This window comes from Thermoflavimicrobium daqui (genome assembly GCF_003313465.1).
GTDB lineage: Bacteria > Bacillota > Bacilli > Thermoactinomycetales > Thermoactinomycetaceae > Thermoflavimicrobium > Thermoflavimicrobium daqui.
Map to the genome: position 1 here is coordinate 1 of NZ_KZ845685.1, position 15,603 is coordinate 15,603.

Annotated in this window: 17 protein-coding genes and 2 pseudogenes; 6 read left to right on the top strand and 13 right to left on the bottom strand. The window is 36.3% G+C overall.

From position 1 onward, the window contains the following. The 5 genes and pseudogenes from DL897_RS18765 to DL897_RS17570 all read right to left on the bottom strand — a co-directional run. Positions 1 to 154, bottom strand: a pseudogene (locus DL897_RS18765) (IS5/IS1182 family transposase); the annotation flags it as partial. A 90-nt stretch (positions 155 to 244) separates the two neighbouring features. Next, positions 245 to 1,411: pseudogene (locus DL897_RS17555) on the bottom strand (AAA family ATPase); the annotation flags it as partial. After that, positions 1,404 to 1,634: a hypothetical protein gene (locus tag DL897_RS17560; protein ID WP_113660415.1), complete on the bottom strand. Its 231-nt coding sequence runs from the start codon at positions 1,632 to 1,634 to the stop codon at positions 1,404 to 1,406. The gene DL897_RS17560 and the pseudogene DL897_RS17555, both read right to left, overlap by 8 nt. Before the next feature lie 15 nt (positions 1,635 to 1,649). Next, the gene (locus DL897_RS17565; protein WP_113660416.1) at positions 1,650 to 1,949 is read right to left on the bottom strand and encodes a hypothetical protein; all 300 of its coding nucleotides are present in this window, start codon (positions 1,947 to 1,949) and stop codon (positions 1,650 to 1,652) included. Between the two features lie 209 nt (positions 1,950 to 2,158). Further along, a complete protein-coding gene (locus DL897_RS17570) occupies positions 2,159 to 2,782 on the bottom strand; it encodes a hypothetical protein (protein ID WP_113660417.1) in 624 nt (207 codons plus the stop codon). A gap of 165 nt (positions 2,783 to 2,947) precedes the next feature. Here DL897_RS17570 and DL897_RS17575 point away from each other — a divergent pair, with 165 nt between their 5' ends. After that, on the top strand, positions 2,948 to 3,133 hold the full coding sequence (locus DL897_RS17575) for a hypothetical protein (protein ID WP_113660418.1): 186 nt from the start codon (positions 2,948 to 2,950) through the stop codon (positions 3,131 to 3,133). 83 nt (positions 3,134 to 3,216) lie between these two features. Here DL897_RS17575 and DL897_RS17580 read toward each other — a convergent pair whose 3' ends face one another. The 3 genes from DL897_RS17580 to DL897_RS18420 form a co-directional block, all read right to left on the bottom strand. Continuing rightward, the gene (locus DL897_RS17580) at positions 3,217 to 4,518 is read right to left on the bottom strand and encodes an amidohydrolase (protein ID WP_113660429.1); all 1,302 of its coding nucleotides are present in this window, start codon (positions 4,516 to 4,518) and stop codon (positions 3,217 to 3,219) included. Between the two features lie 136 nt (positions 4,519 to 4,654). Continuing rightward, entirely contained in the window at positions 4,655 to 5,566 is a 912-nt protein-coding gene (ligD, locus tag DL897_RS17585) for a non-homologous end-joining DNA ligase (protein WP_240627494.1), read from the bottom strand. Positions 5,567 to 6,086: 520 nt separating this feature from the next. Continuing rightward, a complete protein-coding gene (locus DL897_RS18420) occupies positions 6,087 to 6,239 on the bottom strand; it encodes a hypothetical protein (RefSeq protein WP_168188871.1) in 153 nt (50 codons plus the stop codon). Between the two features lie 207 nt (positions 6,240 to 6,446). Here DL897_RS18420 and DL897_RS17590 point away from each other — a divergent pair, with 207 nt between their 5' ends. Beyond that, entirely contained in the window at positions 6,447 to 7,403 is a 957-nt protein-coding gene (locus DL897_RS17590; RefSeq protein WP_113660420.1) for an ATP-dependent DNA ligase, read from the top strand. Between the two features lie 303 nt (positions 7,404 to 7,706). On the opposite strand, the gene DL897_RS17595 is transcribed toward DL897_RS17590, so the two are convergent. After that, positions 7,707 to 8,282: a thermonuclease family protein gene (locus tag DL897_RS17595; protein WP_113660421.1), complete on the bottom strand. Its 576-nt coding sequence runs from the start codon at positions 8,280 to 8,282 to the stop codon at positions 7,707 to 7,709. Positions 8,283 to 8,694: 412 nt separating this feature from the next. On the opposite strand from DL897_RS17595, the gene rarD reads away from it, so the two are divergent. Next, positions 8,695 to 9,603, top strand: coding sequence for an EamA family transporter RarD (gene rarD, locus DL897_RS17600; protein ID WP_113660422.1), 909 nt, complete (start codon positions 8,695 to 8,697; stop codon positions 9,601 to 9,603). Between the two features lie 174 nt (positions 9,604 to 9,777). Continuing rightward, complete coding sequence (locus DL897_RS17605) at positions 9,778 to 10,218, top strand: hypothetical protein (RefSeq protein ID WP_113660423.1); 441 nt, start codon at positions 9,778 to 9,780, stop codon at positions 10,216 to 10,218. Between the two features lie 51 nt (positions 10,219 to 10,269). Here DL897_RS17605 and DL897_RS17610 read toward each other — a convergent pair whose 3' ends face one another. Further along, a complete protein-coding gene (locus tag DL897_RS17610) occupies positions 10,270 to 10,824 on the bottom strand; it encodes a pyridoxamine 5'-phosphate oxidase family protein (RefSeq protein ID WP_113660424.1) in 555 nt (184 codons plus the stop codon). 98 nt (positions 10,825 to 10,922) lie between these two features. Here DL897_RS17610 and DL897_RS17615 point away from each other — a divergent pair, with 98 nt between their 5' ends. Continuing rightward, the gene (locus tag DL897_RS17615) at positions 10,923 to 12,371 is read left to right on the top strand and encodes an aminotransferase-like domain-containing protein (RefSeq protein ID WP_113660425.1); all 1,449 of its coding nucleotides are present in this window, start codon (positions 10,923 to 10,925) and stop codon (positions 12,369 to 12,371) included. Between the two features lie 128 nt (positions 12,372 to 12,499). Here the strand turns inward: DL897_RS17615 and DL897_RS17620 are convergent, their stop codons facing one another. The 3 genes from DL897_RS17620 to DL897_RS17630 form a co-directional block, all read right to left on the bottom strand. Next, a complete protein-coding gene (locus tag DL897_RS17620) occupies positions 12,500 to 12,835 on the bottom strand; it encodes a hypothetical protein (RefSeq protein ID WP_113660426.1) in 336 nt (111 codons plus the stop codon). 186 nt (positions 12,836 to 13,021) lie between these two features. Next, positions 13,022 to 14,317, bottom strand: coding sequence for a glutamate/aspartate:proton symporter GltP (gene gltP, locus DL897_RS17625; protein ID WP_113660427.1), 1,296 nt, complete (start codon positions 14,315 to 14,317; stop codon positions 13,022 to 13,024). Positions 14,318 to 14,651: 334 nt separating this feature from the next. Beyond that, positions 14,652 to 15,041: a pyrophosphohydrolase domain-containing protein gene (locus DL897_RS17630; protein ID WP_240627495.1), complete on the bottom strand. Its 390-nt coding sequence runs from the start codon at positions 15,039 to 15,041 to the stop codon at positions 14,652 to 14,654. Positions 15,042 to 15,237: 196 nt separating this feature from the next. Between DL897_RS17630 and tnpA the strand changes: the two genes are divergently transcribed. Then, a partial coding sequence (gene tnpA / locus DL897_RS17635; protein WP_113660115.1) for an IS200/IS605 family transposase occupies positions 15,238 to 15,603 on the top strand: 366 nt, incomplete at its 3' end.

Sequence of the window (15,603 nt, forward strand, 5' to 3'; positions counted from 1 at the left end):
TATCCAAGCAGTAATAGTCTTCAACAAGATCATAGATAAAGTCAAAATTGATGCTTTCTTCGATTTTGCGGACCAAATGGTCCGCAGGTACCAAATCATCTAATGCTATAATCTCCATCTGATGTCGACCATTTTCTCCTCGTTTGGTTAACACAAAACATCCCCCATTTATAACTTTCTTCTTTCTTTCTTTATTCGACAAAAAAAGCTTGTCGACCTGTTCAAAAATGAACTTTGTCGACAAGCTGAGACAAATCATAATTTGTCCTTCAATATGATCACGTGTATAAAGATACTGATCTTGTTCTGGATAATGACGTACATAACCTAATGCTTGACCTCGTGGCGAAAGAGAAACTTGGGACACTGAGCCCGGTCGAACATATTCAGCGATGATCGCATGACCAATCTCATGAATCGCTACTCTTTCTTTTTCTTCTTTTGTTGCTTCAAAATCCGTTTTTTCTCCCATTATCACTTTATCCACAGCTTTGGAAAAATGATCTTGTTCGATTTCCTCTTTCTTTTCACGTAAAGCATAAATTGCTGCTTCATTTGTTAAACTCTCTAACTGAGCTCCTGAAAAGCCAAATGTTTCTTTAGCAATTTGCTCTAAATCTACATTTCCTGCAAGAGGCTTATTTTTACAATGAAGCTGTAGAATTTGCTTTCTCGCTTTTTTATTAGGTAATTCAACTCCGATATGTCGATCAAAACGACCAGGTCGAAGTAACGCTTGATCAAGCATATCCTTCCGATTCGTTGCAGCTATAACCAAAATAAATATATCTGGATCATTTGTGATTCCATCCATCTCCGTTAATAATTGATTTAACGTTTGATCATATTCTTTATGCTGTGATCCTTCTCTTTTCCCACCAATCACATCAATTTCATCAATAAAAACAATGGCACTTGATTTTTTACTTTTTTGGGCTAACTGCTTTGATCGTTGAAATAGATCACGAATTCGTTGTGCTCCAATTCCTACATATTTTTCTACAAATTCACTTCCTGAAGCACTAACAAATATAGAGTTCGTATAATGAGCTGCGGCCTTAGCCATTAAAGTTTTCCCTGTGCCTGGAGGGCCTGACAATAAAATTCCCTTTAATGGACGGATTCCGTATTGTTGGATTTGATCTCGATGGATTAGAAAATCGATCGCTTCTTTTAATTCTTTTTTAGCTTGATCTTGTCCTCCAATTTCTTCAAATGTGATATTAGGAATCGATTCTTTTGAAGGACGCGGATTTAATGAACTCCATTTCCAATTGGTAGAGCGAGTGGAAAAATAGTATAGAGCAATCGCTATAACAGCAAGTACCAATAAAGGAAAAGGATCAATTCCCAAAAAGATGCTAAAAATAAAAGCTGCCATACTAACACCAATGGCTATTTCTTTAATCATTCACTTTCACCCCACTCATTTTTTGATTCATTTGATATGCTGGTTGTTCAAGGGGTAATATTTGGATGAAAGAGTGATTTTGTTTGTATAAGACAATATATAAGAATGAGTCATCCATCGTTAATTTGTACTTCATTTGATATTGAGGAGCAATACTTTCAATCGTTTTTTGTACTTGAGTATAACGTTTTTGCACTAATCCCTCGCGAACTCCAAAACTCATTTTTTCCCAACCTTTTCAGATTTCTGGGCTAGGTTGATCTACAAAATCCATTATCACTTTACGGTTACCAGAGAGTGTTTTAATTTGTTGGTACAATGAGGTATAGTTCTTTTCAAAAGAAAACTGGTTATCGGCTTTTAATTCTAGATGAACTTCTTGCTTATTTACATCCAATTTCTCAATAGAAATATGTGAAGTTTGTAAAACAGCATGTTTAATAGAATTCTCTATATAAAAGGCTTGATAAGCGTAAAAAGCGCCAAATAATATCAATAGCGTGACAAATAAGCTCGTAACTGCTAATCGTATACGCATTTCCTGTTGCCACGCCTCCTTTCAATATAAAATTTTTATATCGTAAAGTATATCATAGTATATATACCAAGCTGTTAGTGAATAAATGGAAAGAAAAAAGACAGATTTGCTCTGTCTCAATTCCCCTTATATTTTCTTTTGCAATATCATAAAAACAGCAGATTAATTCAAATAGAAAAGGAAAATTCGGGCAGATACGATCTAAAGTTCTAAAAAGAGTAGATAATTTCTTGTTTCATACCATTTTTAGGCTGAATATGTATTTTCATTTGTTTTAATGTCTGTGTATCAATTAGATATATCAAATGATATACTACTCGAACCTGATCTGATAGCTTGGGGAAAAATTGCGTATGTTGGTCAGATGAGAATCTCTTTTTGATCTTTTGCGATAATTTTTTCTCATCAATATCTACTCTTACCTGTCGTGCCATTTTCTTTTCCCAAGAAATATTATGTACACTTTTATGCTGAATCTCCCCTACTTCTTCCATTAATAACAGATGATCTCTTGGCGATACTATACCTAACTGTTCTTCATTTAACACTTCACTTTCTCGGTCTTTATAAATAGTAATTTGTTTTCCTTTTTTTTCAATTTGAATTTTGGGTGATCCTATTTTTTTTACGTACCAATCTTCTTTACTTGCTTTCCCTATAAAACGATCCTGCTTTGCTTGAATGCGAAAAGGATAATGCATCTGCTCCATCTTTTTCTTTAGCATTTGTCCCCATTCCTGTTTTACATTTGGTTTTATATCTTTTGTTAGTAAAGATTCACATCCTACTAAAAGAGTTAGAATATAAACATAAATGATTAATCGTAAGTACATAGTACCCCTCCTTCTTTGTCTTAATATTACGAACAAAGTGGAGGCTTTAGCACTTATACAAAGAAAAAACGCCCATTTTCCATGGGCGTAGGAGAAAAATGTACTAAACATATCCCATCGTGATTCGGTGATACTAAAGATACGTTACAAGGGAGGTGAGTTAGTTTGTCTTCTCCCCAATGGATTGAAGAACTGATTAAGCTCCATTGTTCAACGGATGAACTAAAACAGATGAACTCTTTTTTACACACTGAATCATGGGTAGCACCTGCATCCCGTCAGCGTGACTGGTTTCCGACAAACGAGGAACTCCCTATCCGCTTTCATGTCGGAATCAATATGAAAGTTTAGTTTAGTAATATTTTAACTACAAAACTCCTGCCTATACCTTCCGCCAATCATTTCCACCTGCCTAAAAATTAGGCAGGTTTCTTTTATGGTGCAATTGCTTCAAACGCCTTAACAGCTTCAAAACGAATTTTCTCTTCATCTAAAGTGAGACATTTACGTCCTAGCATAATTGCTTTTCCATCCACATATACATCTTGAATATCAGCGCGTGAAGCCGAATAAACAATATGAGAAACGATATCGTGTTGTGGATACATGTGTGGGCCACTTAAATCAAAAGTAATAAAGTCGGCTTTTTTCCCAACTTCTAAAGTTCCGATTTCCTTTTCCAAAAACAACGCCTCTGCTCCAAAAATAGTCCCCATACGTAAAGCAACATCCGCTGGTACTGCTTCTGGATCTTGATGAACCCCTTTATGTAATAAAGCAGCCAATTGAATCTCTTCTAGCATATCCAAATTATTATTACTGGCAGCTCCGTCTGTTGCAAGTCCAGGACGTATTCCTTTCTTTAACATTTGTGGAATAGGGGCAATCCCACTACCTAACTTTAAATTGCTTCCTGGGTTGTGTGCCACTTTTACATCATATTCCGCCAAAATATCGATTTCTTCTTCTGTCAAATGAACTGCATGTGCAACTAATGATGGTATATCAAAGAAACCTAAGTTACGTAAATGTTCGACGGGACGTACACCATATTCATCTACATTTTGCTGTACTTCAGCAGCCGTCTCAGACATATGCGTATGAACAGGTAAATTTAACTCAACCGCCTTCTCTATAAATTGACGAATAAAGTTGGGTGAACATGTATAAGGAGAATGGGGAGATAACATCGTTGTAATCCGACCATCTGCAGCTTGGTGCCAAGTTTTTGCAAACTCAGTCGCTTCTTTTAGTTTACTTTGTCTTAGTTCTTCGCTCCCAAAACCAATCGCTCCACGACACAAACTTCCACGAATTCCGGATTCAATGACTACTTCAGCTACTTGATCCATATGATCATACATATCTAAAAAGCAAGTTGTTCCAGACTGTATCATTTCTAAAACGGACAAGGCAGTTCCTGCACGAACTTGTTCAGAAGTAAATTTTGCTTCTAAAGGCCACATTTTTTCTTCTAGCCATGTTTTTAATGGTAAATCATCCGCATATCCGCGTAATAATGACATCGCTGCATGACCATGTGTATTCACAAATCCAGGTAAAATCGCTTTACCATCCATATCGATCACTTGATCATATGTATGAAGTATTTCATCAGTCGGTACGGGTCCCACATAAGAAATTATCTTGTTCTCTACACCTAAAGCGCCTTTAAAAGGTTTCTCTCCCTCAGTCATCGCAATAATAAACGCATTGATAAAAATTTGTTTCATAATAACTCTCCCTCTTTTCTTTCTATTCAATTGAGGTACTATCTAAAAAACCGATTGTTTATGAAGTCGATCTTACTTTGAAACATCTTGCTCTAAATACTTGATATAACTTACTCGATGCGATTAACATATCGTAAATCTATTGCCCTGACAAGTGTTTTTGTACAAAGGTGAGAATTGGATCAAGGTTATAACGTGTTCCTTGACGTAACGGCAAAAATAAATCTCCTAGCTTATCCAATCGGTCTTGAATCGTCAAGAGATTAAACGATTTCGGGGAAGAAAGATGATGTAATTCTTCCCAAGACAGAGGGGTTGAAACAGTAGCCTCCTTGACCGCTCGCGGCGAGTATGGAGCAATCAGTGTTTTTTTATACCAATGTTGAAGGTAATCAAAGTATACTTTTTTACCGCGTCTCTCCACTCGTCGTTCAATTGTAATCAGTTTTGGATAGCGTTCTACTAAATATTGAGCGATAAAATAACTGACCTTCCTTGTTTCTTCATAAGTATAAATCGGCTCAATGGGTACATAAATTTGTAAACCGCTTGCACCTGATGTTTTGATAACCCCATCTAATCCAATTTGTTGTAAAGCTTCTCTCGTATAAAAAGCAACCTCAACAACTCGCTCAAATTCCGGACTACTTGGATCTAAATCAAACACCAACTCTGTTGGTGTTTGAGGATGCGTAGATAAATTAAAGGAGACATGGAATTCCATACATGCCAAATTCGCCAACCAGATTAATGTTGATACATTATTTAGTAAGATATAATCTACTTCTCCATCAGACCGCGTCTCTACCCATTCCGGACGATATGGAGGGGCATTTTTTTGATAAAATGAATCTTTATCTATCCCATCTGGATAACGAATCGTTGTTAAAAAACGATGTTGACAATAAGGAAGTAAAAAAGGGGCGAGCCTTATACAAGCTAAAATATAGTCCCACTTAGAAATTCTTTGATCAGGAAAAAGAAACTTCTCTGGACGAGTAATTTTCAACTCATGCCCTTCTATGGAAACCAAACGAAAGTCTGATTTCATCATATTTCCTCCTTGTCGAGCCCATTTTGGGTATGACATATGTCCAAATCAATCAAAACTGCATACAGTAAATTGACAAAACGACAAACCGAGGTGAAAAAAGATGGAATCTCCAAATTACTTAAACCATGCTTATCCTTATCACTACCCTGATCCATCTCAATACCATGTACACCAAGAAAATCCTCATGCAGATATTAATATAGTCCCTCCTTTCTTCTTCCCATTTTTCTTCTTTCGACCATATCCATTTTTCTTTTTTGGATGGTAATTTGAATGGATCTATAGTATCTATGTAAATATCAATCATGGTCTTTAACACAGCCTATACTTATTATGTGTCAAGATATCCACCCTATCCTCATCTCAAAATAAACCTCCAACGAATGATTTTTTCTTATCCAACGAGAGCTTCTCTTCCCACTAAAGGGTAAGAGAAGCTCTTCTTTTACTTAACACCCCTTTATATTAAGTTTACTTAGGTATCGCCATCATTCTAAATCTGTTTATACACATCTCCTTAGAAAGGATTCATTGGGTGATCGTCAGAGGGGAAGGAGTCAATCCAATCCCACTCTCCATGACCGATCTCTAAACAAGTTTCGATTGAATGAGCTTTACGATTGAAAGATTTAGCAAGAGCCAACGCAAGCAAAGCAGATAATCGATCCATTTAAGTACTCAAGCTCTTTATTCGACTAAAAACGGACTCAATGTTAAAATCTGAGTCCATTTTATTTTATATCTTGGGCAAAATAAGATGATGAGTTATAGCTATGTGGTGATTTTTCTTTTCATTTCATAAGATAAAAATCAAGTGAAAGTCACTAACCTGAAAAGAAAAATCACGTTTGTCATAAACTTTGTTTTGAGGTGAATCATGAATCCTATTATCCCCATGGAACCAAAAAGCAGCCCATTGATTCCCGAAGGAAAGGAATGGATTGCCCAAGTTAAGTGGGATGGAGTTCGAATTTTAACTTACTATGATGGTCAGAAAGTTAGTTTATTCAACAGAAAACGAAATGAACGTACTTTTCATTATCCAGAGATCATAGATATTCAATCATACTGTAATGCGGACTCTGTGATTCTAGATGGTGAAATGATTGCTCTTGGTGCAGACGGGAAGCCGTCTTTTCATGAAGTTATGCGAAGAGACGGAATCCGGCGTATGGAAAAGGTTGCTCAAATTCAAAGAAAAATACCTGTTACATATATGATTTTCGATGTTATCTTTAGAAATGGACAATGGTTAAATCAATACTCTTTGGGTGAGCGTATTGAAATTCTTTCCCAGATCATAAAACCAAATAATCAAATTCAGCTGATTTCTTCTCATGATGATGGTCAAGCATTATTTACCGTCATACAGGAACATGACATGGAAGGAATTGTTATGAAAAAAGTAGATTCTCCTTACCTAATTGGGAAAAAAAACGATCTCTGGCTGAAGATTAAAAATTACAGGGATTTAAATGCAGCTATAGGTGGTTTTACCCTAAAAGATGGAATAATTAATGCTATTCTATTAGGACTTTATAATGATGAAGGAGAACTTTGGTATATTGGTCATACTGGGACAGGAAAGTTGTCCCATCAGGATTGGAGTGAGCTTACGGCAAAACTAAAACCAACACAGATCAAAGAAAGGCCCTTTATTAACAAACCAGCAAGAAATTCAGATGCTTACTGGGTTCAACCAACACTGGTAGCCAAAATTAGATATGCCGAATGGACAGAAGGACATTCCCTCCGTCAACCCTCTATTCAAGGGTTTGTAGATATCCCCGTTTATCAATGTAGGTTTAACCAAAAGATGGTAAGGTCAGGATAACGAACTACAACTGATTACAATATATCCAGCGACTACGTCTGCGATCGTAATAGTCAAGAGAAGCACCAAATAATACTGTGGCTCCCTCAATCGACCATAGTAGTCCCTTTCAATAAGAGCTAATAATAAGTACAAAAGATGGCCATCGGATCTACTGATGGCCATCTTTTCTGCTGGAAAAGAGACGAATAAGTTGTATATTCAAAAGCTCTAATAATGTCATGAGTGAATAATTATTTGTAAAGTATCGCAATCAAGTCTAAGAGATGAAAAAGATAACAATCATTAATAAGGTATTCTATCTTAGCCAAATACACTTCGTAATAGTTTACCCCTATATGTATAAAACAGTCGTTTTAATAAACCTAAAGCTTGAGGATCATATCCGTTTCTACTTACATATCCTTCACATGACCAGATACCTCGTCTATTTTTTTTCGCTTCGTTTTGGGCTTCTCGAACTCGATTGACGATAGTTTCATTTCGATTCCTGGTATAGTATACACGAGCAAGCCCTCTACGAACTAGTTCCTCTTGTAATAGTTGTCGATCACAATAAACATACGCAAGCATTCGTCCATAATGATCTCTTTCTTCTTGATCAAAGCCGAGCTCAACCACTTGACTTGTATAAATTTTGTATCGGGCATACAGCCTCGCTTCCTCCCCAAATGGTTGTTTTCCCTTTTTGGGATGGGATAACTCTGGCGTATCAACAAGTAAAAAGCGAACCCTCTCTTCTTTTCCACCACGCATGCGAACTCGGATCGTATCCCCATCATGAACATGAATAACTTGTACTTTCACTAAACCTTTTTTATAAGAGAACTTTGCGTTTGATTGTGTTGATTTTATAGATTTAATCAATTTCCAAATCATTATACATCCTCTCCTAAAGGATGTATATCACAAAATAGGAATAATTTAAACCAAAATCAGTCTAAATTAATAGATTATCAATAAATAAAGATATTATACTCTTTAAAATATCCTTTCTGAACCATTATTTGTCTATATTGTATATTCGATCAAAAACCTATATTATTCCGATAATTTTAGCAAGTCGTTTTTGTATAGGATCAATTTCCCCTTTATGGGTCAGCAAGAGTGCAACTCTATGAAAGAATCAAGGCTATGGAAGAATGTGAGGGAGCACTAAGTGGTGTGTTAAGAAGATAACTCTTCTATTTATTTCGCTAATCTATTTATTAGTAAATAAAAACAATATATAATATGCTTTATATTGCATATTTCAAACAAATTGACTCTACCAAAATATGGGGGATAAAGAATGAAAAAACCCAATAAAGATATGAAATCTGGAATTCTATACACTTTTATCGCTTATGCCTCATGGGGGCTTCTCCCAATTTACTGGAAGTTACTTGACTCTTATTCATCTCAAGAAATCCTCGCTCATCGTATTTTTTGGTCTTTTATCTTTGTAAGTGTACTTCTTATTTTTAAGAAGCGCTGGCAAAACCTTAAAGAATTTATCAAAGATAAGAAAAGACTCTTTTTTATTTTTCTTTGTGGGGTATTAATTAGCGTAAATTGGTTTATTTATATTTGGGCTGTCAATCACGGACATCTCATTGAAGCAAGTTTAGGTTACTATATTAATCCGCTGATTAGTATTTTCTTAGGGACGATCATACTTCGTGAACAATTAAATGGATGGCAAAAAGTAGCGATTGGTTTTGCGGGAATTGGTGTTGCTGTATTGACTTTCAGTTATGGATCATTTCCTTGGATCGCCCTCTGTTTAGCACTAAGCTTCGCCTTTTATGGTTTAGTCAAAAAAATAGTAAATGCAGATGCAATTACCGGCTTAGCACTCGAAACATTCATTATGGTTCCTCTTGCCCTCGGCTATTTACTTTATATTGAATTATATCAAGGGACAGGATCATTCATTTCATCTCCTCTATCACTCATATTACTCGCCATCGGTTCAGGCGTGATTACTGCAATGCCACTTCTATGGTTTGCTATGGGTGCCAAAGTTGTTCCACTATCAATAATTGGTATTATGCAATATCTCTCTCCGACTATTAATCTTTTACTCGGGGTTCTTCTCTACAAAGAATCATTCACAAAAACTCATTTCATTAGCTTTAGTTTTATTTGGTTGGGATTAATCCTATTCTCGCTTTCTTATACAAAGTGGTTACGCAAGGTAGAGCATACCCAAAAGTAATCGAATCATTTATGAACTAGTAGCACAAACTGACTTAGATCTTGTTCAAGTGACTATTGACTGGTTTTTTGGGTCTATTTGTCAGTAATCCGTCTTATTTGCTTTTTCATTCATACAAAATATTATAATATATTTCTATTATATTTGAATTTTCTTTGAGAAGGACAGATGAGATTGCGAAAAATTATAGTTCCCATCATGATTACTTTGTTATTCCTTACTGGATGCCCAAATCCTCCATCACCCGAACAACTCAAACCACCTCAAGCTACAGTAAGGGTAGATAACAAACAAATTACAACCCGGCAAGGTTCATTTTGTTGGTCAGAGGGTGGTGCTGGAGTATGTCAAGATGCGATTCCTCCCGATGAAATTGCCAAAAAACTAAAACCTACTACAGTTAAACCAAAATCACGTTTGACTATTCAATTTCATCGTCCTCCTAAAAAGGGTTCATTGGGAGTAAATCTCTGGAAAGATCATAAGCCTCAAACAGTTCAAGTTGTAAATAATGTTATTGGTTTACCAGATCGCCCAGGTGTTTATGTATATGACTTTTTTGCTGAATGGGAGCAAGGAAGTGCTTCATATGTATTTGTAGTAGAAGTAAAATAGTATTACATAAAAAGCCTAGATTCTAATTGGTAGATCTAGGCTTTGCTCCTTTTATTTTTTTCTTAAATCATCCATCTGCGTTCGCCCTGTATAATACATATTTTCTTCTTGGACTGGATCCTCTTTTGCTGAAATATGTTTTGGGATTAATTTATATACTACAGTTGGGCTTCCCATTCCTGAGCGATATTTTTCTACATGTGTTTGAGATAGCTTACTTAAGAAATATCCTGGAACATATTTATTTAACATCGCCTCTAAAGCATCTGTAGCTTCTTCTAAACTTGCCACTTTTTCAATCTTCCCAAAAGCCATAACGCTAAAATAAGCCGTACCGGTTTTGGCTGGAATGGTACTTGTAACAGTACCTAAATCTTCTGCCACCGTGAAGCAGTATGTTTCATCTTTTTTTAATGCATCGATCTTTCTTCCTTCATGACTACCGTGAAAATAAATTTTCCCATCCCACCATACAAAATTAAGGGGGACAACATAAGTACCTTCTTCATCGTATAACCCTAAGTATCCCACTCGTGTTCTTTCTAATAATTGTTCAATTCTCTTGGAGTCTGTTACTTCTTTCATTGCTCTTCGTAATGGACGCATTCCATTCCCCCCTATTTTATTCCACCATTGTTCTGTTAATATAGTAGAAACAGAACAATGATGACAAATTTTTATGATTATAAAGAGGAGGAAAACCGTTGTCAATTCCTTATTTTCGACTTGATCGTTCTAATCATATTCCTTTACCAGAGCAACTAGCAGAACAAATCGTCCTTGCGATCCGAACCAAGAGACTTAAGCCCGGTCAGTCTCTTCCTTCTGTTCGTGAACTATCTAAAACCTTACATGTTAGTATAGAAACTGTACAAAAAACCTATCACCAATTGAAAAAGGATGGTTGGATCACGAGCCGCCCTCGTCATGGTACGATGGTAACTCCTCATCTTCCTAACTCAATCACTTTAGTAGCACCTCATCGGAATCCAAAACACTCCCTTTTATTACAAACAATCCATGCCTATCGGAAAAGCCCTGGTCTATATCCAGTTTCCGGTATTTCCGAGCCTCTTGATCCTGAATTATTAAAGATGATCAAAGAGATAAGTCCACAAGCGATTGAGGCTGCTTTTCAAGTTGATGAAAATGATCCATTTGGCTTATTATCTCTTCGCTCTAACATTCAAGGATTACTTGTTGAAAGAGGGATATGGGCTGATCTTTCCTCGATCTGTCTCTTTAATGGAAGCCAGCAAGCGATTTGGTTGATAGCTGACCAGTTATTAAATCCTGGTGATCTAGTCGCTATTCCTGAAACTTGCTATTTACCAATTAAAGAAATATTTCAATCAAAAGGGGCTCAAATCATTACTGTACGCCAAGATGGGAATGGGATCGATATCAATCACTTAGAGCAGATTACAAAGAAGTCGAATCTAGCTCTACTTTTTGCGATGCCCAATGGACATTATCCTACAGGTGAATCATGGACGTATGATAAAAAAGTAGCTGTTCTACAACTCGCCCAAAAGTATTCCTTCATCATATTGGAAGATGATTTTTATGGCGAACTATATTATCAGCCAACACCTCCAATTAGTTTATATTCATTAGCCTCGGATCTTCAGGAAGACGTATGTGTATTTTATACCAGCTCATACCATATGCTTATCCATTCAAACATTCGCTTAGGTTATCTATTAATACCCAAGCAGAATATCGAAACTTTCGTACATGCCAAATATCTACTAGATAAAACCGCTTCTATCTTAAGTCAATATTTGCTTTTATTTCTCTGGCAAGAGATCAATCTATCTCACTACTTACAAAAACTACGCTCAACTCTAAAACTTTCTCGACATGCTATGCTACAAAGTTTAAAACGCTGGTTGCCTAGAGAATATCGATTTTCATGCCCCGAAGTTGGTGTCTCTACTTGGGTTTATCCTTCTATTCCATTTGATGGATTTCAATTTTTTGAACGTTGCCTCGCCGAGCATGTTTTTGTAATGCCTGGTGAAGCATTTGCAATTGAAAGTCCAGTCCCTGGCTTTCAAGTTAACTTTGGTAAAATTCCACCAGATATGTTAGATGAAGCGATTAGACGTATCGGGAAAGTATTAAATCGTTTACCCAAAAAGAATACGTAAGCAAGCTAGCTAATTTTGATTGTAATTCTATAAAGTAGACCATCAAAAAACTTTTAATTAATAGATAATAGCTAAAAAAATACTCATACCACGCTGGTGGTGATATGAGATTGAATCGTTATTTATGATTAATAGCATTGAAAGTATCTAATTTCATTGATATTAATTGTAAAATATACCCAGATATTTCTTCTTTGACTCCAGCGATATCCTGACACAACATTTCTACTAACAGCGATAAGCCATGCCCAATAAGGATTTCTACTACCACGACGCCAAATTAATACAAGCCGGTAGAGACATCGACGCAATGAACGAGGATCTGCTGGGACATAACCGTGTCCTGGTGGTGGAGTTGCAGGTAAACCTACAGGCGGTCTAGGCGGAGGAGCTGGGTATCTACGACCTGGTTGCGGAGGCTGTTGATCAATCTCTGCTTGGTATGAATATGGACTTTCAAACATATGTGTCACCACCTTTTTCTCTAATCAAAGTCAGCCCGAATTTACATTATGAACCATGGATCTGTTTCGCGCTTGTCTCCAATTTATTTAGGCAGTCCAAAATAAGAAAACCGTACCACATGAGGTGTGATACGGTCCAATGACACAATGAAATTCTTTCTTTTTGGTTAAGATGATACTCTATCATTAAGCAGCTTTAATTTCTGATAGATATTTCTCTGCTTTTTGACTATCAAACTCACCTTCCCATTTGGACATGACCACTGCAGCCAAAGAGTTTCCTACAACGTTTACAGCTGTTCGTGCCATGTCTAGAATTCGATCGATCCCCGCGATAAAGGCTAATCCCTCTGCAGGAAGTCCAACTGAACCTAGTGTTGCTAGTAATACTACAAATGAAACACCAGGAACCCCCGCGATCCCTTTGGAAGTGACCATGAGTATCAGTACAATCATAATTTGCTTTTCAATCGGGAGATGAATTCCATATAACTGAGCAATGAAAATAGTAGCAATAGCTTGATATAATGTTGAACCATCAAGATTAAAGGAATACCCTGTAGGAATAACAAAGGAAGTAATCGCTTTTGAACAGCCGAATTTCTCCATTTTTTCCATTAGTTTAGGAAGAACTGTTTCTGAACTAGCCGTGGAGTACGCTAGAATCAGCTCATCTTTTAAAATACGTAAAAATTGGAATATATTCACTTTCGCTATCCGCGCAACGATCCCTAACACCAAAATGACAAAAAGAATCATTGCACCATATACTAAAATGACTAATTTACTAAGAGGAATTAATGATTCGATACCAAATTGAGCAACTGTTTTTCCGATTAAAGCAAATACACCAATCGGTGCCAATTTCATAATGAGGTTTGTCACGTAAAACATGGCATCAGCTGTACCTTGTAAAAATTTCAAGACAGGCTTACCTCGTTCACCTATTGCCGCAACCCCAATTCCGAACATGACCGAGAAGAAAATAATTGCTAACATATCTCCTTTGGCTAAGGATTCAAATAGGTTAGTTGGAACAATATTGACAAAGGTTTCTATAATGCCATGTGATTGAGTTTGTTTTTCAGTAGCAACATAACTCGAAATATCACTTTTATTCAGTGCATTCATATCGACACCTGCACCTGGGTGAAAACCATTCGCTAATAGAAGACCTACAACAAGCGCAATCGTAGTAATAATTTCAAAGTATAATATCGTTTTACCACCAAGCCGACCGAGTCGTTTCATATTTCCTGTGCCTGCTACACCAACCACTAGGCTAGAAATCACAATGGGAATAACGATCATTTTAATCAGTCGCAGGAAGACTTCCCCAATCGGTGTTAAAATATTATCAACTAACTTAGGGCTTTCCCGTAAAAAATAGCCCACAATAATCCCTAGTACCAAACCAATCAATATTTGCCAAGCAAGACTTAGTTTTCTTTTTGTGGGCTTCGCATTCGTTGACTTGGCCATGTGCAGTCACCTCGAAACATAAAATTTTATTAAGTAAAACATATTTACATATTTTATTAGAGTAACGAAATATATAATACGTTAATTATACAATTATTTCAAGTAGAATCATTTAATTACTAGTATTTTCATATAAAAATTAATAAATTTTAAGTAAAAACAAACTATAAAAAAAGAAAGGCTATAGAATAAATTAGCCCTTCCTTTTTTTATAGTTATTAATCTTACCTAGATATTCCATAGAACTTAGAGTTCTATGGAATGATCTAGTTTTGTTTTCGAATGCCCTAACATGCTGATGATTAAGTTTACTTTCTAAGCAAACGATTCAATATTATTTTTCCTTTTGCTTCATAATCGCTTGAACCATTTTGGGCTTTGGATCTTCCCATGTAGGTGGCTTTATAACTTTCCCATCAGATGAACGATAACGCGGTTTCCCATCATCCCAAAGCTTGCTCATATTTGCCCGATGGACAATTTGAAATAGTTCATCAGGTTGAACTCCCATCTCTACCAATGTCCCTAAAGCGAAATAGATGGTATCGATCATGGCATCAGCTTGATCTTCAATGGTCTTCGCTTTTTGGAACTCTTCAATTTCTTCTATTAGCCAGCTCGCTCGTTTGTGTACACGATCTGCTTCCAATAAGGATGGCTTATCCCGATATGGGGTTCCAAATCGGGAATGGAATTGTTTTACTAGTTCCCATTCTTTATCCACGTGAATCTGCCCCTTAGATGCTTATCAATGTATTAAAGGATACCTTTTTACAGAAAATGCCGTCTTTCATCCCACGGTTTGAATCGTGGGATGAAAGACGGTGTTGCTCGGTAATCCCTTCATGGGATTGCTTAGAGCAACATTTTTTTATCTTTAATTGTTTCAGTATGACCATTAAACTGATACAATTAATAATATGGAACAAGAATATCGAAGAACGAAAACAACTGTATCTTTAATTAACTATCATTTTGTTTTCTGCCCACGTTATCGAAGAAAAGTGTTAGTGAACAGAGTGGAAGAGCGATTCAGGCAGTTAGTAGAAGAAATTTGCCAAGAGAATGATTGGATCATTCTTGCTATGGAAGTGATGCCTGATCATTGTCATTTGTTCTTGAATTGTCTTCCCTCTAATTCTCCATCAGATATTATGGCAAGAGTGAAAGGAGTGACTTCCAGACGATTAAGACAGGAATTTAAACACCTGTCTCATCTGCCAAGTCTTTGGACACGCTCTTTCTTCGTTAGTACAGCAGGGAATGTATCAAGTGAAACAATCAAA

What these genes read in the sequence shown, in the direction of transcription:
- DL897_RS17620 (WP_113660426.1), bottom strand. Translation starts at nt 12,835, where the DNA reads ATGTTTGAAAGTCCATATTCATACCAAGCAGAGATTGATCAACAGCCT.
- DL897_RS18420 (WP_168188871.1), bottom strand. Translation starts at nt 6,239, where the DNA reads ATGGATCGATTATCTGCTTTGCTTGCGTTGGCTCTTGCTAAATCTTTC.
- ligD (WP_240627494.1), bottom strand. Translation starts at nt 5,566, where the DNA reads ATGAAATCAGACTTTCGTTTGGTTTCCATAGAAGGGCATGAGTTGAAA.
- DL897_RS17610 (WP_113660424.1), bottom strand. Translation starts at nt 10,824, where the DNA reads ATGCGTCCATTACGAAGAGCAATGAAAGAAGTAACAGACTCCAAGAGA.
- DL897_RS17570 (WP_113660417.1), bottom strand. Translation starts at nt 2,782, where the DNA reads ATGTACTTACGATTAATCATTTATGTTTATATTCTAACTCTTTTAGTA.
- gltP (WP_113660427.1), bottom strand. Translation starts at nt 14,317, where the DNA reads ATGGCCAAGTCAACGAATGCGAAGCCCACAAAAAGAAAACTAAGTCTT.
- DL897_RS17595 (WP_113660421.1), bottom strand. Translation starts at nt 8,282, where the DNA reads ATGATTTGGAAATTGATTAAATCTATAAAATCAACACAATCAAACGCA.
- rarD (WP_113660422.1), top strand. Translation starts at nt 8,695, where the DNA reads ATGAAAAAACCCAATAAAGATATGAAATCTGGAATTCTATACACTTTT.
- DL897_RS17590 (WP_113660420.1), top strand. Translation starts at nt 6,447, where the DNA reads ATGAATCCTATTATCCCCATGGAACCAAAAAGCAGCCCATTGATTCCC.
- DL897_RS17560 (WP_113660415.1), bottom strand. Translation starts at nt 1,634, where the DNA reads ATGAGTTTTGGAGTTCGCGAGGGATTAGTGCAAAAACGTTATACTCAA.
- DL897_RS17565 (WP_113660416.1), bottom strand. Translation starts at nt 1,949, where the DNA reads ATGCGTATACGATTAGCAGTTACGAGCTTATTTGTCACGCTATTGATA.